The organism is Stenotrophomonas sp. YJH_SMC_29, assembly GCF_059371235.1.
The window spans coordinates 117,087-132,865 of the sequence record NZ_JCAFUK010000011.1; the positions used below are offsets into that span (position 1 = coordinate 117,087).

Annotated in this window: 17 protein-coding genes and 1 other RNA gene; 9 read left to right on the forward strand and 9 right to left on the reverse strand. The window is 67.5% G+C overall.

Annotation, left to right across the window (positions count from 1 at the left end; all coding sequences use genetic code 11):
- Nucleotides 1–14 precede the first annotated feature (14 nt).
- Nucleotides 15–1,079, reverse strand: coding sequence for a heat-inducible transcriptional repressor HrcA (gene hrcA, locus AC5P9I_RS13435; RefSeq protein WP_053463285.1), 1,065 nt, complete (start codon nt 1,077–1,079; stop codon nt 15–17).
- A 115-nt stretch (nt 1,080–1,194) separates the two neighbouring features.
- Here hrcA and recN point away from each other — a divergent pair, with 115 nt between their 5' ends.
- Entirely contained in the window at nt 1,195–2,856 is a 1,662-nt protein-coding gene (gene recN, locus AC5P9I_RS13440) for a DNA repair protein RecN (RefSeq protein ID WP_088475826.1), read from the forward strand.
- Nucleotides 2,857–2,966: 110 nt separating this feature from the next.
- Here recN and AC5P9I_RS13445 read toward each other — a convergent pair whose 3' ends face one another.
- Nucleotides 2,967–3,884 (reverse strand): LysR family transcriptional regulator, encoded by a 918-nt coding sequence (locus AC5P9I_RS13445; protein ID WP_049470293.1) that lies wholly within the window; start codon nt 3,882–3,884, stop codon nt 2,967–2,969.
- A gap of 97 nt (nt 3,885–3,981) precedes the next feature.
- Here AC5P9I_RS13445 and AC5P9I_RS13450 point away from each other — a divergent pair, with 97 nt between their 5' ends.
- Nucleotides 3,982–5,262 carry an SGNH/GDSL hydrolase family protein gene (locus AC5P9I_RS13450; RefSeq protein WP_088475827.1) on the forward strand — a complete coding sequence of 427 codons (1,281 nt, stop codon included), beginning with the start codon at nt 3,982–3,984 and terminating at the stop codon, nt 5,260–5,262.
- A 63-nt stretch (nt 5,263–5,325) separates the two neighbouring features.
- On the opposite strand, the gene fur is transcribed toward AC5P9I_RS13450, so the two are convergent.
- Nucleotides 5,326–5,742 carry a ferric iron uptake transcriptional regulator gene (gene fur, locus AC5P9I_RS13455; protein WP_014646807.1) on the reverse strand — a complete coding sequence of 139 codons (417 nt, stop codon included), beginning with the start codon at nt 5,740–5,742 and terminating at the stop codon, nt 5,326–5,328.
- Nucleotides 5,743–5,845: 103 nt separating this feature from the next.
- Between fur and AC5P9I_RS13460 the strand changes: the two genes are divergently transcribed.
- Nucleotides 5,846–6,238, forward strand: a complete 393-nt coding sequence (locus AC5P9I_RS13460; RefSeq protein WP_049470299.1) for an outer membrane protein assembly factor BamE — start codon at nt 5,846–5,848, stop codon at nt 6,236–6,238.
- 35 nt (nt 6,239–6,273) lie between these two features.
- Here the strand turns inward: AC5P9I_RS13460 and AC5P9I_RS13465 are convergent, their stop codons facing one another.
- Entirely contained in the window at nt 6,274–6,531 is a 258-nt protein-coding gene (locus AC5P9I_RS13465) for an RnfH family protein (RefSeq protein WP_049470301.1), read from the reverse strand.
- Between the two features lie 3 nt (nt 6,532–6,534).
- Complete coding sequence (locus AC5P9I_RS13470) at nt 6,535–6,960, reverse strand: type II toxin-antitoxin system RatA family toxin (RefSeq protein ID WP_049470304.1); 426 nt, start codon at nt 6,958–6,960, stop codon at nt 6,535–6,537.
- A 57-nt stretch (nt 6,961–7,017) separates the two neighbouring features.
- Here AC5P9I_RS13470 and smpB point away from each other — a divergent pair, with 57 nt between their 5' ends.
- Both smpB and AC5P9I_RS13480 read left to right on the forward strand, forming a co-directional pair.
- Complete coding sequence (gene smpB / locus AC5P9I_RS13475) at nt 7,018–7,521, forward strand: SsrA-binding protein SmpB (protein ID WP_049470305.1); 504 nt, start codon at nt 7,018–7,020, stop codon at nt 7,519–7,521.
- Entirely contained in the window at nt 7,518–7,949 is a 432-nt protein-coding gene (locus tag AC5P9I_RS13480) for a GNAT family N-acetyltransferase (protein WP_049470307.1), read from the forward strand. The genes smpB and AC5P9I_RS13480 overlap by 4 nt, the downstream gene beginning before the upstream one ends.
- Before the next feature lie 28 nt (nt 7,950–7,977).
- On the opposite strand, the gene AC5P9I_RS13485 is transcribed toward AC5P9I_RS13480, so the two are convergent.
- A complete protein-coding gene (locus tag AC5P9I_RS13485; RefSeq protein WP_049470310.1) occupies nt 7,978–8,550 on the reverse strand; it encodes a hypothetical protein in 573 nt (190 codons plus the stop codon).
- A 220-nt stretch (nt 8,551–8,770) separates the two neighbouring features.
- Between AC5P9I_RS13485 and ssrA the strand changes: the two genes are divergently transcribed.
- Nucleotides 8,771–9,124, forward strand: a transfer-messenger RNA (tmRNA) gene (ssrA, locus tag AC5P9I_RS13490).
- 184 nt (nt 9,125–9,308) lie between these two features.
- On the opposite strand, the gene AC5P9I_RS13495 is transcribed toward ssrA, so the two are convergent.
- Both AC5P9I_RS13495 and AC5P9I_RS13500 read right to left on the reverse strand, forming a co-directional pair.
- Nucleotides 9,309–9,740, reverse strand: a complete 432-nt coding sequence (locus tag AC5P9I_RS13495; protein ID WP_187756631.1) for a hypothetical protein — start codon at nt 9,738–9,740, stop codon at nt 9,309–9,311.
- A gap of 319 nt (nt 9,741–10,059) precedes the next feature.
- Nucleotides 10,060–10,521: a methyltransferase family protein gene (locus AC5P9I_RS13500; RefSeq protein ID WP_049470313.1), complete on the reverse strand. Its 462-nt coding sequence runs from the start codon at nt 10,519–10,521 to the stop codon at nt 10,060–10,062.
- Between the two features lie 154 nt (nt 10,522–10,675).
- Here AC5P9I_RS13500 and AC5P9I_RS13505 point away from each other — a divergent pair, with 154 nt between their 5' ends.
- The 3 genes from AC5P9I_RS13505 (at nt 10,676) to AC5P9I_RS13515 (ending at nt 14,372) form a co-directional block, all read left to right on the forward strand.
- The gene (locus tag AC5P9I_RS13505; protein ID WP_088475893.1) at nt 10,676–12,706 is read left to right on the forward strand and encodes an esterase/lipase family protein; all 2,031 of its coding nucleotides are present in this window, start codon (nt 10,676–10,678) and stop codon (nt 12,704–12,706) included.
- Between the two features lie 84 nt (nt 12,707–12,790).
- On the forward strand, nt 12,791–13,663 hold the full coding sequence (gene hchA / locus AC5P9I_RS13510) for a glyoxalase III HchA (protein ID WP_049470319.1): 873 nt from the start codon (nt 12,791–12,793) through the stop codon (nt 13,661–13,663).
- A 4-nt stretch (nt 13,664–13,667) separates the two neighbouring features.
- Complete coding sequence (locus tag AC5P9I_RS13515) at nt 13,668–14,372, forward strand: PA1136 family autoinducer-binding transcriptional regulator (protein WP_049470322.1); 705 nt, start codon at nt 13,668–13,670, stop codon at nt 14,370–14,372.
- A 20-nt stretch (nt 14,373–14,392) separates the two neighbouring features.
- Here AC5P9I_RS13515 and AC5P9I_RS13520 read toward each other — a convergent pair whose 3' ends face one another.
- Nucleotides 14,393–15,649 carry a cytochrome P450 gene (locus tag AC5P9I_RS13520; RefSeq protein WP_231353043.1) on the reverse strand — a complete coding sequence of 419 codons (1,257 nt, stop codon included), beginning with the start codon at nt 15,647–15,649 and terminating at the stop codon, nt 14,393–14,395.
- Nucleotides 15,650–15,779: the final 130 nt, after the last annotated feature.

Below are 15,779 nucleotides of genomic sequence, written 5' to 3' on the forward strand. Positions count from 1 at the left end.
CGGGATGCTGCGTTTCAAGCGTCGGATGTTCCCGGCGTGCGCCCGGCCGGTGAAAAGGCCGCGCCGAGCACATCGGCCGTGGCCTGGACCAGCGGGATGACGCGGTCGTAGGCCATCCGCTTGGGACCGATCACCCCCAGCACGCCCAGCACCTGGCCGTTGGCGGTATAAGGGGCGGTCACCAGCGAGACGCCTTGGAGCGGCATCATCCCGGTCTCCTCGCCGATGAAGATGCGCACGCCCGGAGCCTGGATGGTCCGTTCCAGCAACTGCAGGATCTCGCGCTTGCTGGAGAACAGCTCGAACAGTTCACGCAGGCGCTCCAGGTCGGACAGGTCCTGCACCCCCATCAGCCGGGTCTGCCCGGCCACCAGCATGTCGTCAGCCGCCGGCTGCAGGGCCTGCTCGGCCAGTTCGATGCTGTGCGCCAGCAGCTGCTCCAGTTCGGAACGGGCGTCGTGCAGCTCCAGCAGCAGGCGGGTGCGGATCTCGGCCATCGGCAGGCCGGCGAAATGCGCATTGAGGTAGTTGGCGACCTGTTCCAGCTGGCCCGGCGCAAACTCCTGGCGGGTCTCGATGACCCGGTTCTGCACCTCGTTGTCGGCGAACACCAGGATCGCCAACACCCGCCGTCCGTCCAGCGGCACAAAATCGATCTGGCGGAAGGCGAACTGCTCCCGCCGCGGCGCGCTGACCACGCCGACGAAGTGGCTCATCGCCGACAACAGTTCCGAAGCGCTGCCGAGCAGGGCCTGGGTACTGCCGCCACCGGCCAGTTCCTGGCGCAGGCGGGCCAGTTCGCCCTCGCCCGGCGGCTGCATCTGCAGCAGGCTGTCGACGAACACCCGGTAGCCATGCGCGGTCGGGACGCGCCCGGCCGACGTGTGCGGCGAAGCCAGCAGGCCCAGGTCTTCCAGGTCGCCGAGGATGTTGCGGATGGTCGCCGGGCTGACCTCCAGGCCGGCCACGCGCGCCAGCGTCTGCGAGCCGACCGGCTCACCGTCCTGGATGTAACGCGCGATCAGCGTGCGCAGCAGATGGCGCGCACGCGGGGCAAGCTGGTCGGGAGAACCGTGCATGGAATCAACCTGTGAGACACGGACACTAGATAATGGCGGCGCATCACCTTGGCAAGTCATTGGACCTCCCGCGCCCGCGTGCTAGCGTTGCGCGGCTGCTGATACCCCCTTACCCATGCTCAGACATCTTTCGATCAAGGATTTTGCCGTCGTCCGCGCCACCGAACTGGAGTTCGGGCCAGGCATGACCGTGGTTTCAGGCGAGACCGGCGCCGGCAAGTCGCTGATGGTCGACGCGCTGGGCTTCCTGTCCGGCCTGCGCGCCGACAGCGGCGTGGTCCGCCACGGCGCCGCACGCGCCGAGCTGTCGGCCGAGTTCGTGCTGGACCAGCTGCAGGCCGCGCGCCAGTGGCTGGCCGACAACGAGCTGGACGACGAGGACCAATGCCAGCTGCGCCGCGTGATCCGCGCAGACGGTGGCTCGCGGGCCTGGATCAACGGCCGTCCGGTGACCCTGGCACAGCTGGCCGACCTGGCCTCGCGGCTGGTGGAGATCCACGGCCAGCATGAACAGCAGGCCCTGCTGGCACGCCCGTCGCAGCTGGCCCTGCTCGACGCCTACGCCGGCAACGAGGAAGAACGCCGCCAGGTGCGCCGCGCCGCCGCCGCCTGGCAGGCACTGGTCGATGAATCGCTGGCGCTGTCACAACAGGGCGACGTCAGTGACCGGATCGGCTTCCTCGAGCACCAGCTGCGCGAACTCGACCGCGAGGACCTGGAACCGGAATCGATTGCCGCGCTGGGCGCCAGCCACCGCCGCCAGGCGCATGCCAGCGCCCTGCTGAGCGCCTGCCAGGCCGCCAGCAACCAGCTCAACGGCGATGACGGCAGTTCCGCGCTGGACCTGCTGCAGCAGGTGCGCCACGAGCTGTCGCGCCTGATCGAACACGACCCGCGGCTGGGCGAGGTGGACGGCCTGATCGAGAACGCCTCGATCCAGTTGCACGAGGCCCTGTCGCTGCTGGACCGCGTGCATGACGATCTCGACGCCGACCCGGAGCAGTTCGAGGAGAACGAGCGCCGCCTTGGCCGCCTCCACGACCTGGCCCGCAAGCACCGCGTGCCGATGGACGAGCTGGGCGCGCAGCGCGAGCGCATGCATGCCGAAGTGGAGCAGCTGCGCGGCGCCGACGAGCGCCTGCAGCGCCTGGCCGGCGAGATCGACAAGGCCGCCGCCGCCTGGCGCGCGCAGGCCGAACGGCTGACGGCCAGCCGCCGCAGTGCCGCCGCCGAGCTGTCGGCCACCACCACCGGCATCATCGCCGAGCTGGGCATGGGCGGCGGCCAGTTCCTGATCGAACTGGAGCCGCAGGATGCCGGCAAACCCGATCCGCAGGGCGCCGAGCGCGTGGAATTCCTGGTGGCGGCCAACGCCGGGCAGCCACCCCGAGCCCTGCGCAAGGTGGCCTCCGGTGGCGAACTGTCGCGCATCTCGCTGGCCATCGAAGTGGCCGCGCTCGACCTGGACGCGGTGCCGACGATGGTGTTCGACGAAGTGGACTCCGGCATCGGTGGCGCGGTGGCGGACATCGTCGGCCAGAAGCTGCGCGCCCTTGGCGAGAAGCGCCAGGTCCTGTGCGTGACCCACCTGCCACAGGTCGCCTCCAAGGGCCACGCCCACTACCGGGTCAGCAAGGCGCCGGTGGAAGGCATGACCCAGAGCGCAGTGGAAAAACTGGACAGCAAGGCCCGCGAGGAAGAACTGGCGCGCATGCTGGGTGGCGTGGAAGTGAGCAAGGAAGCGCGCGCCGCCGCACGCAAGCTGCTGCAGGCCTGAGGCCGGCAGAGCAGCGCGTGGGCCCGGCTTCCGGACGGTAGTGCCGGCCGCTGGCCGGCAACCCAACACACGGGGACGAAGATCGGGAGGTTGCCGGCCAGCGGCCGGCATTACCCCCGTGGCTGTGTCAGGTCGACGTTTTCCACCAGAAAATCGAGGAAGGCGCGCACCCGCAGCGGCAGGTAGCCCCCCTGCCCCAGGAACACCGCGTGCACCTCTTCCAGGTCACCCGGATTGGCCTCTTCCAGCACCGGCAGCAGGCGCCCGGCGGCGATGTCGTCCTGCACCTGGAACGCGGCCAGGCGGGCCATGCCCAGCCCGCCCAGCACCAGCTGGCGCAGCGCGTCGCCGTTGCTGGCACGGGCATTGCCACTGGGCAGCACCATCCGCTCGCGCCCGTCCTGCAGCAGCGGCCAGCCCTGCATCGCGCGCGCATGACCGATGTCCAGCCGGTTGTGGGACTGCAGTTCCTCGGCGTTGCGCGGCATCCCATGCCGCTGCAGGTACGCCGGCGCGGCCACGATCATCATCCGCGTCGCGCCCAGCCGACGCGCGACCAGGCTGGAGCTTTTCAGCGGACCGGCCCTTACCGCCACGTCGGTGCGCTGCTCCAGCAGGTCGATCACTTCATCATTGAGGGTCAGGTCCACCCCCACCTGCGGGTTGCGCGCCAGGAACGCCGGCAGCAGCGGCAACAGGAAATGCTGGCCGAACGGCACGTTGGAGTTGACCCGCAGCCGCCCGCGCGGCTCGGCATGGGCGCTGGCGCAGCGCTCGGCTTCCTCGAGGTCAGCCAGCACGCGCAGGCCACGCTCGTAGAACGCGCAGCCTTCCGGGGTCAGCTGCAGCTGGCGGGTGGAGCGCTGCAGCAGGCGCGTGCCGAGCCGCTGCTCCAGCCGTGCCACCAGCTTGCTTACCGCCGAGGGCGTCATGTCCAGGCTGCGGGCGGCGGCAGAAAAGCCACCGGTCTCGATCACCCGCACGAACACTTCCAGTTCGCCGGATCGGTTGATGTCGGATCGCGCCATGGCGATGAATCCAGTTCACAGATGATTGTCCATGCGCAGTCTAGTTCACAGGTGAACCCGGAATCACCATGGCCGTCCCTTTCCTCCGGACCGACCGATGACCCGTTTGCGCCAGCTCACTGCCACCGTCCTGCTCGCCCTGTCCGGCGCGGCCGGCGCCTCGCCCACTGCGCACTGGGTCGCCAGCTGGCAGGCCAGCCCGCAACCGGTCTGGCGCGCGGATTTCCTGTTCCCGACGCTGGTCCCGACCACGCTGCACGACCAGACGTTCCGCCAGACCGCGCGCATCAGCCTGGGCGGTGCACGGTTGCGGGTGCGCCTGAGCAATGCCTACGGTACGCAGCCGCTGCGGATCGGCGCCGCCAGCGTCTCCGCACGCATGGACGGCGCCCCTCGGCCACTCAGCTTCGATGGCCAACCCGGCGTGCTGATCGGCCCCGGCCAGGAGCGGCTGAGCGACCCGCTCGCGCTTGCCACCGACGACCGCCAGGCACTGCAGGTCAGTGTCTTCGTGCCGGGGCCGGCAGCGGTCCAGACGTTCCATTGGGACGGTCGCCAGACCAGCTGGATCGCCGCTGGCGACCAGAGCCAAGCCCAGATGCTGCGCGCTGCCAGCAGCACCACCGCGCGCCTGCTCCTGGCCGGTATCGAGGTCGAGGCCAACGCCAGCGCGCGCAGCGTGGTGGTGATCGGCGACTCGATCACCGATGGCGCCACGGCCAGCCTCGACCAGGACCAGCGCTGGACCGACCACTTGGCCGCGCGGCTGGCCCCGCGCGGGGTGGCGGTGGTCAATGCGGGCATTTCCGGCAATCGGCTGCTGAGCGACGGCATGGGTGAGTCCGCCCTGGCCCGCTTCCAGCGCGATGCACTGGATCAACCCGGGGTAGCCAGCGTCATCGTGCTGATCGGCATCAACGACATCAGCTGGCCCGGCACCGCGTTCGCCCGGGGCCAGGCCCGACCGACGCTGGCCGAACTGCAGGCGGGCTATCGCACCCTGGCCGAACGTGCGCGCCACCGGGGCGTGCGTATCGTCGGCGCCACGTTGCCGCCGTTTGCCGGCGCCCTGCCCGGCACGCCACTGGACGATTACTACCATCCGGACAAGGATGCCCTGCGCCAGCAGCTCAACGCCTGGCTGCGCTCGGACAGCCCGTTCGACGCGGTGATCGACCTGGACGCGGCGCTGCGCGACCCGACCGACCCGGCGCGGATGGCCGCCCCCTACGACTCCGGCGACCACCTCCACCCGGGGGATGCCGGCAACCGGGCGATGGCCGAGGCGGTGGACCTTGAGGTCCTGCTGGGTTGCAAGGGGTCCGACGCCGCGGAGCGCCCGGGGTCGGCCCCCTCTCCTGAAGGGAAAGGGCTCTGACCCCATCAACCAAAAACCCCGGGCAGGCCCGGGGTTTCGTCGCTGGCGGCTGGCCGGAACGGCTTACTTGCGCTTCTTGCGCACGTACAGCACCAGCGAGTGTTCTTCCAGCTCATAGCCGTGATCGGCCGCGATCTTGCGCTGCAGCTCCTCGATCTCATGGCTTTCGAATTCGATGATCTTGCCGCTGTCCACGTCGACCATATGGTCGTGGTGGCCACCACGGTCCAGCTCGTAAACGGCCTGGCCGCCCTCGAAATTGTGCTTGAGCACGAGGCCGGCGGCCTCGAACTGGGTCAGCACCCGGTAGACCGTCGCCAGGCCGATCTCGTCGCCATGCTCGAGCAGCTGGCGGTAGATGTCCTCGGCGGTCATGTGGTGCTGGTGGTGCTGGGCATTGCGCTGTTCGAGCAGCGCCAGGATCCGCATCCGCGGATGGGTCACCTTCAGGCCGACTTTACGCAGGTCGTGGGTTTCCATAGGTCTCCGTTCATTGGCGATTTAGCGCCAGCTGCCTCGGATTGGGTCGCGGTGGCACGCCGGGAGTGTATCATCGGTTTGATTTCCCCAACCGCCAGTCCCGATGCGCAATCTCCTGTTGGTCGCCGCCGTCGCCCTGTCCACCACCGGGTGCGGCATCATCTACAAGCAACCCATCTATCAGGGCAACCTGATCCGGGAAGATGCCGTGGCCAAGCTGCAGGTCGGGCAGAGCAAGCAGCAGGTCAGCGCGCTGCTGGGCACCCCGTCCATTCCCGACCCGTTCCACGCCCAACGCTGGGACTACACGTCCAGCCAGCGCGTGAACCGCCTGGGCCGCACCGAAGTGAAGAACTTCGTGGTCTTCTTCGAGAATGACACCGTGACCCGCTGGGAAGGCGACTACTTCCCGGGCAACGACAAGGCCCTGGCCCAGCAGACCGTGCGCCAGTTCGGCCGCAACCTGCCGAAGGACAAGAAGAAGAAGGGCCGCTGAGCCCCCTGCCCGTCCGCAACGACGGGTTGCCGGGATCAACCGCCGAGCGCGCGACGCCGGCGGTTGTCCTTTGGATCGGCCAGCAGCGGGCGCAGCAGTTCGATGCGGTCGCCATCCAGCAGCACCTGCTGCGGACGCGCCAGGACGCCGTGCACGGCGGCGGCCGGACAAACGGCACTGCCTTCCAGCGCCGCAGCGGCAATGGCGTCGGCCACGGTGGCACCCTCCTCCAGTTTCAGTCGGCGCGACAGCACCCGCTGTGGCCAGGCCAGTACCACCTCGACCTCGATCATCGCTCAGGCCTCGTCGGCGACGCGGATGAAGTCGTTGACCATGCGGTCGGCCAGGCTCTGGAAGCCCAGCGCCAATGCAGGACCAAGCAGGCGCGAGCTGGGTTCGAACTCCAGGGTGAGAGTGACCTTGCAGGCGTCCTCGGCCAGCGCATGGAACTCCCAACGGCCGTGCAGCTGCTTGAACGGGCCGTCGCGCAGCTGCATATCGATGCTGTGCGGGCGCCGCAGCGTGTTTTCCGTCTGGAACCAGGTGCTGAACGAACCCAAGCCCAGGTCAAGGCGCGCCACCAGGCGGTCCTCGCCCTGCTCCAGGATCTGGGCAGCCGAGCACCAGCGGAAACGGCTCGGATAGGCCTGGACATCGTTGACCAGGTCGAACATGCGCGCGGCCGAATGTTCGACCAGGGCGCTGCGGCGGATAGTTGGCATGAATACAGGACGTTTCGGCAATCGACCGGGCGGGCCCGAATCGGAGACAATACGGAAATGAGCAAGAACAGCGGCAAGGATAAAGCAAAGAGCGCGACGGCCAACAAAACCATCGCGTTGAACAAGCGTGCCCGCCACGAATACCACATCGAAGAACGGTTCGAGGCCGGCCTGGCCCTGCAGGGCTGGGAGGTGAAGTCGATCCGCGCTGGCCGCGGCAACATCATCGACGCCTACGCCTACGTGAAGCGCGGCGAGATCTACCTGATCGGCGCACAGATCACCCCGTTGATCCAGGCCTCGACCCACGTGGTGGCCGAAGATCGCCGCGAGCGCAAGCTGCTGCTGCACCGTAGCGAGATCGACAAGCTGGTCGGCAAGGTCGAGCGCGATGGCTACACGATCGTGCCCACCGCGATGTACTGGAGCAAGAACAAGATCAAGCTCGAGATCGCGCTGGCCAAGGGCAAGCAGACCCACGACAAGCGCGATGCCGCCAAGGACCGCGACTGGGCGATCGAGAAGCAGCGCGTGATGCGTCGCGGCAACCGCGACGCATGACCGCCCGCATCGGCGCCCTGGTGACTGCCAGCGCCGATGAAACGCGCACGTTGTGCGCGCGCCTGCTGGCCTTCAACCAGGCCCACGGCGGCGATTCACTCGATGAGACTCCAGTCCGCCTGGCCTGGCATGACGAGCACGGCGCGCTGCGCGGTGGTGTGCTGGCCGACGTCTGTGCCGGCTGGCTGCAGGTACATGTGCTGTGGGTGGATCCGGAACTGCGCGGGCAAGGCATCGGCCAGCGCCTGCTGGCGGAAGCAGAAGCCGCCGCGCGCCAGCTTGGCGCCCGCAACGTGATGCTGGATACCTTCGACTGGCAGGCCGAAGCTTTCTATCTGCGGCAGGGCTACACCGTCTATGGGCGACTGCCCGATTGCCCACCCGGTCACGAGCGGATCTACCTGCGCAAGACGTTGTCGGGGTCGTAGTCGTGTCGGCGCTGGAGTTGCCTGCCGGTCACCCCGCCAGCACGCCCTGCCCTCGCATGCGCGGTGCCAGCGCGGCGTGCATCACGGCCAGATGCATCACCACCGCCAGTTCCGGCGCATGCCGGTCATCGCCGGCGCGCCACCGCTGCGCCAGCTGGGCCGCGTCGGCCGGCAGCAGGGCCAGCAACTGGGCGTCATCCAGCGAATCGGCCGCGCCCTGGAGTTGCCGCGCCATCTGCCGCGACTGCCACACATGCACGCCGATGCTGAGGCTGGCCAGCGACATCAGGACCACGGCCAGCCCGTGCTCGAACCACTGCGACAGCACTTCCGGCCCCCACAGCAGGGCCGCCAACACCGCCAGGCCCGGCAGGCGCCAGCCCAGCCAATGGATGCGACCGCGCTGCGACCAGTGCACCACCACCGCGCTGGCAACCAGTGCCGCGGCCGCGGTGGCCGGCAGTTCGGTCAGCCCGGTGGCCGCAAGCAACACCGCCAGCACCGCCCAGACCCAGCCGGGCGGCAGCGCGCGCCGCTGGTAGTCGGCACCGACCGGCCCGATCAGTTGCCGCAGGCTGCGTTGTTGGCTTGCATCGGTCACCCACAGTCTCCGTGTCTGTCCTGGCCCGGATGGTCGCCGCCAGTGTGTCGCAAATTCGTGCCAATGACGTTACCAATCCGCTATGCCGCTGGCTCTACAACATGTTGTGGATTGCCACGGTGACTGTTCAGCTGTTTTGGCGTAGCATTGGCAGCGTTGGGCAGGCACTGGCCGTGGCGACACGAAACAGGCCTTGTACCTTGCAGAACTTGAAGAAACCGGGGGTGCATTGGTTTCGACGGGGGTTGTGAAGTCGCCTGGCGCATGCCGAGGGGGTAGCTTTCCTCGTAAATCCAGCTGCAAAACTCTAGTTGCCAACGACGACAACTACGCTCTGGCCGCTTAAGGCCTAAGCCTCGAAACCGCTTGTGTCCATGCTCGCGGTGTAGAGTCACTATCATGGAATCGCGCTGGGCGGCTGCCTGTCAGTCCGGCACTAGAACACAACAGGCTGGTTCCCGGATGCGCTTTGCGCACCGTGCTGTTCGGGGACGAGATCCAACGGTGAGCTAAGCATGTAGTGCTGGGGATGGAGTGCCTTCGGACGGCGGTTCAATTCCGCCCACCTCCACCAACGAACGGTTCGTCAAGGACCGGAGAAGCCCGGGAACCCCCGCATAACAAGGGTTCCCGGGCTTTTTTATGTCCCCGACTGGTTCGCGTCAGTTCGTTCTCACCGATGATTCGATCATCGGCGGCGGTTCACCTCGTTCAGCACCTGGAGCGTGTCGCCTGGCGACAGCGCTCCGCCTGTCCGCTCATTGCTCCCGCGTGAGCCGGAGGTTTCCGTCTGACGGGGTAGTCGAGCGGTAGGACTGTCGATCACCGGCAGCCAGCGTAAGGTTCTGCGAAGTGGAAATGTTCGCGCAGAGCCCACCACCGGTCGACAGCTTCAGGAAGTATGAGCCTGGAGCGACATAAAGGGTCGCAGCCTCGGACTGCCGCAGGGCGATGATCTTCACGTTGTTCAGCGAGATGTCGTGGCTGCAGCCCGATCCCAGAAATCCCTTGTCGCGGGCGACGTAAATGGTCGCCGTGCGCTCCGGCGAGGGCGATAGATAGGCGTTTTCGTAGATCCGGTCTGCAGGGACCGCTCTTGCCGTGGTATCGGTGACCGGAACGGTTGAGCAAGCGGAAACGGCTGAAGCAACGAGAACCACCGCGCAGAGCGCCAGCACTGGGTTACGCATCCTGTACCTCCCCTTATGGTGCAGAGATTCTAGCGTGACAGCCTTCTGAACGCCCCAGGAAACTGCAACCTACCTTGCGGGCTTCCGGAAACCCACGCTCGGCCTGGGTTTCCGGGCTTTTCCATTGCCCGTTTGAGTGACCAGCCGATACTGCGCATGGCACCCATCGCATCACCGCCGTTGATGATCGTGGCGCCCTTCAATGCCAGGGCGACGCCAGGAGCCTCGACAGAGTCGTAACCGCGATGCCCGAACGGCACGGCGATCCGGAGATCCCAGAGGCAGCGTCGGCCCGAACGGATGCACCCGCTGGCCTGGCCTAGAGCCAGCGCCGTACACGCCTGCAGAAGGCTGCATAAGCGTCGGGGAAGCGCGCCGACAACATGCGTTCCTCGGGCAGGATCTGAAGGCGTGTGATGTATACGACAAACAGGGGTACCGCCAACAGCGCGCGCAGATCCTGCAGGTAGAGCATGGCGCCGAGCAGGACCAGCGCCTGCCCCAGGTACATGGGATTGCGCGTATGCCGGTACACGCCGTGCGTGACCAGTGCGCTGGCCGCCTGCGGCCGCAGAGGATTGACCGTGGTACCGGCGCGGCGGAACGCCAGCTTCGGCAGCAGATTCAGCGCCACGCCCGTGGCTGCCACTGCCGCCGGCACCAGCACCGGAAACGCCATGGGCCAGGTCCACGGGCTTCCCCAGGCACTGGCGGCAAGACCTGCCATCGCGCATGCCAGCATCACCAGTGGTGGGGGAATCCGGGTTTCCAGCCACGTCATCGGCGTTGCCTGTCGGCGTCCATTCATTTCAGTGTCACACACCGGTGCCTCAATCGCCCAGCGGTGAATGCGTCCGTCGGTCGAGGCGACCGCCCGGGATATTCCGCTTTGACAGACCGCCCGCTAGAGTGGCGCCACCGCGCAGGAGGATCGCATGGCTACCACGGGCTTGGGCTTGATCGGCCGCACGACCCTCATCATCACCGTGCTGCTCACCCTGGGCGGCTGCGCGACGCTGCGCCAGTTCGGGCCGTCGGTGCAGGTCGCTTCGGTCACGCCCGGCCAGTACATCGCGCTCAAGCGCGGTGACATCCTCACCTCCGGCAAGCTCAGCGCGGCGACCACCGAGACCCTGCGCGTGGCCGGGCTCGATGAGGGGGCCTGTGCCAAGCCCGGCCTGCCCTGCATCGAGGCGATGGAAGGCAGCATCGTGGTGCGCGAGGAAGACAAGCGCTCCAGCCTGGCCGAGCTGTGGCTGCAGTATGCGATGACCCTGCCGGCGCCGAAGCGCGAATACTCCGCTTCAGGCCGGGCCAAGACTGCGATCACCGAGCTGGATGCCGACTTCCAGCCGCGCCTGGACGCGTGGATGCAGGTCGCGCGGCAGGCCTATGCCTATCTGTTCTTCACCGAGCGCACCGCCAACCAGCGGGGGTTCGAGGACCGCCAGACCCAGGTGCGCGACTACTACAACCTGGCGGTGCAGGAGGCTTCGGTGCAGCTGTACGATGCCTATGCCACCGGGCGCGTGCACAACACGGCCAACCACCTCCGGCTGGGCCGCTGGACCTTCGTGCTGGCCCCTTCAGACGAAGCATCGGCGCTGGACCAGCGCACCCCCAGCGAGCTGGTACCCGCCGCCTCGCTGTCGTTCACCGGCACGCTGCGCAGCGTGCACCGCCGTGATGGCTTCGGTGCCGAGCTGGTGGCGGTGATGGACGACCCGGCCGGCAGCACGACTACTCCGCCTCCGGCGGCGGCGCAGGCGGCGCAGGCGCCGCAGGCAAGACGTTCTGCCACGCAGAGCTGGAGCGAGATGCCTTCGCCATCGATGACGGTGCTGCTGCGCTTCTCGGGAAAGAACCTGTGGGAAGTGCTGCATGACGACGAGCCGGAACTGGAGATCCACGATCCCTACCAGGTCTCGGAAGTGACCCTGCACGGCCAGCAGGTGCCGCTGGCAGCCAATTTCACCGCCGGCTACGCGCTGTGGCTGGCCCGCTCCAACTTCAGCCGCCAGTCGTTGCGCACGCTGTTCGGTGGCAAGGGCGGCATCGACACGCCGCATCTGTACATGATGCAGCCCTACGACCCGAACCGTCGCGTGCTGCTGATGATCCATGGCCTGGCCAGCAGTCCGGAAGCGTGGGTCAACGTGGCCAACGAACTGCTGCGCGACGACGAGATCCGCCAGGCGTTCCAGGTCTGGCAGTTCTATTACCCCACCAACATGCCCATCGCGATGAGCCACGATGCAATGCGCCACACGCTGGCCGAGGTGTTCAGGCACTTCGACCCCAGCGGCAAGGCGCAGGCCTCGCATGACATGGTCCTGGTCGGGCACAGCATGGGGGGAGTGATCGCACGGTTGATGGTCTCCTCCTCGGGTGACCACCTGGTCGATACCCTGCTGGCCACCGCGCAGATGACGCCTGCCCAGCGCGAGCTGCTGCGCACCAAGGGCGCGCCGGTGCTGACCTTCCTGCCGGAGCCGGAAGTATCGCGGGTGGTGTTCATCGCCACCCCGCATCGCGGCACCGACGTGGCCGGCACCCGCCTCGGCCGCTGGATCGGCCGCCTGGTCCGGCTGCCGCTGACCGTGCTGGAAGACGTGGCGACGCTGGCCAACGACGGCCAGATCGACCGCACCGATGGCAAGCACGGCTACCAGATGAACAGCATCCAGAATCTGGACAAGGATGACCCGTTCGTCCGGGCCGTAACCGACCTGCCGATGTCTCCCAGGGTGCACTACCACTCCATCATCGCCCGCGCCAAGGCCGACGGCCCGCTGGAAAAGACCGATGACGGGCTGGTGCCCTACTGGAGCTCGCACCTGCCGCATGCGGATTCGGAGAAGGTGATCGTGTCCGGGCACAGCGTGCAGGAAGCCACGCCGGCCATCGTTGAACTGCGCAGGATCCTGCATGAGGACATGCAGCAGCACCGGACGCCGCTGAAGTAGCAGGGCCCGATTGAGGGGAATCCCTCATCGTGGCTGCGCGCGCGGCCTTTTATGCTGGGTCCACTTTCCCCCACGGAGGTCCGCATGCACACGCAAGAGCCCAGCCGCCAGCCCAGCCCCGATCCGGCCGAGCGCGATGCCTTCTTCCCGTCGCCGTACTCGCTGTCGCAGTTCACATCGCCCCAGAGCAACCTGTCCGGGGCCGAGTACCCGGATGCACGCCGCGACGGCCGCTGGAAGGTGCTGATGATCGCTGCCGATGAGCGTTACCTGCCGACCGCCAATGGCCACCTGTTCTCCACCGGCAACCACCCCGTGGAAACCTTGCTGCCGATGTACCACCTGGACAAGGCCGGCTTCGGGATCGACGTGGCAACGCTGTCCGGCAACCCCGTCAAGTTCGAATGGTGGGCCTTCCCGCGCGAGGACCGCGAGATCGGCGCACTGTACGAACGCTACGAGGCGCGCTTCCGCCAGCCGTTGCAGCTGGACGCGGTGGTGGCCGGCCTGGGAGCCGATTCGGACTATGCCGCCGTGTTCATTCCCGGTGGCCATGGCGCACTGATCGGCCTTCCGGAGAGCGCAGCAGTGAAGGCCGCGCTGCACTGGGCCATGGCCGCGCAGCGCCACATCATCACCCTTTGCCATGGACCGGCGGCGCTGCTGGCGGCGGGCGTCAACGAAGCTGAAGGCAGCTCGCTGTTCCGTGGCTACCGCATCTGCGCGTTCCCCGACGCGATGGACCGGCAGACGCCGGAGATCGGCTACATGCCGGGGCAGCTGCGTTGGTTCTTCGGTGAGCGGCTGGCGCAGCAGGGCGTGCAGATCGTCAATGAGGGCATCGATGGCAGCGTGCTGCAGGATCGGCTGCTGCTGACCGGCGACAGTCCGCTGGCGGGCAACGCGCTGGGCAAGCTGGCCGCGCGTACGCTGCTGGACGCGTTGGCCGGGCGCTGAGCCAGTGCCCGCGCTGGTGTCCGCGTTGCTGGAACTGGAACAGGCGCGCTCACTGGCCGCGGTGGGCGGCGTGCTGCGCCGCGCTGCCTCACCCCTGGGCTACGACCGCCTGCTGGTGTTCGCCACCGGGACCGGCCTGGAACGCGGCGCACAGCGCGTGTACTGGATCGAAGGGGACTGGTTCGACGACGGCAGCGCTACCGGGCTCGCCCGCTACCTCCACGCCTGCCCGGTCAACCGCCATGTACTGGACAGCACGGCGCCGTTCTTCTGGAGCAAGCGCCAGGGCGTGCGCGGCGAACGCTATCTGGTGGTGAAGCAGCCGCGCGGCGATGGCCTGCATGGGCTGCAGGTTCCGGTGTTCGGCCAAACCGGTCTGGAAGGTGCGGTCAGCTTCGCCGGCACCTCGATTGATGCGTCCGCCAGCGCGCGCGTGCTGCTGGACATGGTCGGCACGTCCGCCTTCCGTGCGGCGCGGCGTCTGGCCGAAGCGCCTGCGCAGGTTCCCGCGGGCACCTTGAGCGCGCGCGAACGTGAAGTGCTGCGCTGGGTCGCGGCTGGGCGGCGCCAGGCGGACATCGCGGCCACACTGGGGCTGTCTGCGCGCACGGTGGAGAACCACCTGCGTCGAGCGCGGCAACGGCTGGGCGTGGCCACCACCGCGCAGGCGGTGCGCGCGGCCGCCCGCCGAGGCGAGATCGACGACTGAGCCCCGCGCGGTGGCGACCGTCATGCGCGCCGCGGCGTCAACGTACCGATGAAGTCGACCGGGATGGCAAAGCCCTCCAGCTGCATCCAGGGTGCTGGCACCTCCTGCACCGACAACTCGAAATCGCGGGTCACCAGCGCGCAGAACAGCAGCAGCTGGGCATGGCCGACCGCGCTGCCGATGCAGGCACGCGATGAGAATCCGAACGGGACATAGGCGCCCTTGTTGGCCTGTCGGCGCTCGGGCAACCAGCGATCCGGATCGAAGCTGTCCGGGTTCTGCCAGTACTCCGGCGAATGATGCTGGAAGTAGGACGACAGCTCGTATGCCCCACCCTTGCGGATGCAGACACCCTCGATGTCGATATCGTGCGAGGCGGGACGATGCAGGGCGAACAGTCCCGGCCACAGCCGCAGAGTTTCCTTGACGAAACGCGACGTGCACGGCAGGGACTTGATCGGCAGTGCATACAGCTGCTCCAGGCTCAGCGCCGAGGTTTCCTCGCGAATGCGCGCATGCCAGTGCGGAAAACGGTGCATCGCGTAGAGCAGGCTGGCGGCAGTGATACCGGGCAGGCCCGACATGCCGGCCAGCACCATCGACACCAGATAGGCCACCCGGTCCACCCCGACCCGTTCCACCAGCGGCAGCAGCGATTGCAGGAAGTCCTCGCGCGGCGCGCTCTCCCGCGCACGACGCCGGATGTGCCGTGACACGGTGCGCGCCGCGCGGCGGGAAAGGTGGAAGTCGATGATCCGCCGCCAGAACGAGAAGTTCTGCAGCACGATGGCGTTGTAGCGGGTCCTCTGCTCGCCGATGAGGGCGTCGACGTCGCTGCGGCTGAGGCCATCGATCAGCAGCGGCAACAGCGACTGCGAGATCGTCCACCAGCTCAGTTCGCTGAGGTCATGCGCACGATCAGCACGCTGGGCGAGAAAGCCGTGCATGCGCGCGTAGAGATCGCGCATGTGCCCGGGGCTGGCCAGGCGTCCGGCCTGCTCGCTCAGCAGTCCACGCACCTCACGCCATGCGACCGGGTCGCGGGCACGGCGCAGGCCAAGATAGTCAATCAGCGAATCCGGTACTGTGTGCCGGTCGGTGTTGGCCTTGTCGACCCTGACCGCCAGGGCCGGATCAAAGATGCCGACAACATCATTGTTGAAGCGCAGCACCGGCCCTTCGCGGCGCACGCGATCGAGCAGATCGTCGATGGAAACCACTTCCGCATCCGCTGCACGCTCATCCATGCCCTGCCCCCCGATGCCAGGGAAGATCATCGACCTTCCCTGGCGATGTCATCGAATATGTGGCGTCCTACCGGTCAGAAGATGTTCCAGTAGCGATACTTGGAACGGATGCACTGGGTGGAATTGTCCGAACGCAGGTTCAGCGACACCTGCAGGGCGC

What these genes read in the sequence shown, in the direction of transcription:
- hrcA (WP_053463285.1), bottom strand. Translation starts at nt 1,079, where the DNA reads ATGCACGGTTCTCCCGACCAGCTTGCCCCGCGTGCGCGCCATCTGCTG.
- recN (WP_088475826.1), top strand. Translation starts at nt 1,195, where the DNA reads ATGCTCAGACATCTTTCGATCAAGGATTTTGCCGTCGTCCGCGCCACC.
- AC5P9I_RS13445 (WP_049470293.1), bottom strand. Translation starts at nt 3,884, where the DNA reads ATGGCGCGATCCGACATCAACCGATCCGGCGAACTGGAAGTGTTCGTG.
- AC5P9I_RS13450 (WP_088475827.1), top strand. Translation starts at nt 3,982, where the DNA reads ATGACCCGTTTGCGCCAGCTCACTGCCACCGTCCTGCTCGCCCTGTCC.
- fur (WP_014646807.1), bottom strand. Translation starts at nt 5,742, where the DNA reads ATGGAAACCCACGACCTGCGTAAAGTCGGCCTGAAGGTGACCCATCCG.
- AC5P9I_RS13460 (WP_049470299.1), top strand. Translation starts at nt 5,846, where the DNA reads ATGCGCAATCTCCTGTTGGTCGCCGCCGTCGCCCTGTCCACCACCGGG.
- AC5P9I_RS13465 (WP_049470301.1), bottom strand. Translation starts at nt 6,531, where the DNA reads ATGATCGAGGTCGAGGTGGTACTGGCCTGGCCACAGCGGGTGCTGTCG.
- AC5P9I_RS13470 (WP_049470304.1), bottom strand. Translation starts at nt 6,960, where the DNA reads ATGCCAACTATCCGCCGCAGCGCCCTGGTCGAACATTCGGCCGCGCGC.
- smpB (WP_049470305.1), top strand. Translation starts at nt 7,018, where the DNA reads ATGAGCAAGAACAGCGGCAAGGATAAAGCAAAGAGCGCGACGGCCAAC.
- AC5P9I_RS13480 (WP_049470307.1), top strand. Translation starts at nt 7,518, where the DNA reads ATGACCGCCCGCATCGGCGCCCTGGTGACTGCCAGCGCCGATGAAACG.
- AC5P9I_RS13495 (WP_187756631.1), bottom strand. Translation starts at nt 9,740, where the DNA reads ATGCGTAACCCAGTGCTGGCGCTCTGCGCGGTGGTTCTCGTTGCTTCA.
- AC5P9I_RS13500 (WP_049470313.1), bottom strand. Translation starts at nt 10,521, where the DNA reads ATGACGTGGCTGGAAACCCGGATTCCCCCACCACTGGTGATGCTGGCA.
- AC5P9I_RS13505 (WP_088475893.1), top strand. Translation starts at nt 10,676, where the DNA reads ATGGCTACCACGGGCTTGGGCTTGATCGGCCGCACGACCCTCATCATC.
- hchA (WP_049470319.1), top strand. Translation starts at nt 12,791, where the DNA reads ATGCACACGCAAGAGCCCAGCCGCCAGCCCAGCCCCGATCCGGCCGAG.
- AC5P9I_RS13520 (WP_231353043.1), bottom strand. Translation starts at nt 15,649, where the DNA reads ATGATCTTCCCTGGCATCGGGGGGCAGGGCATGGATGAGCGTGCAGCG.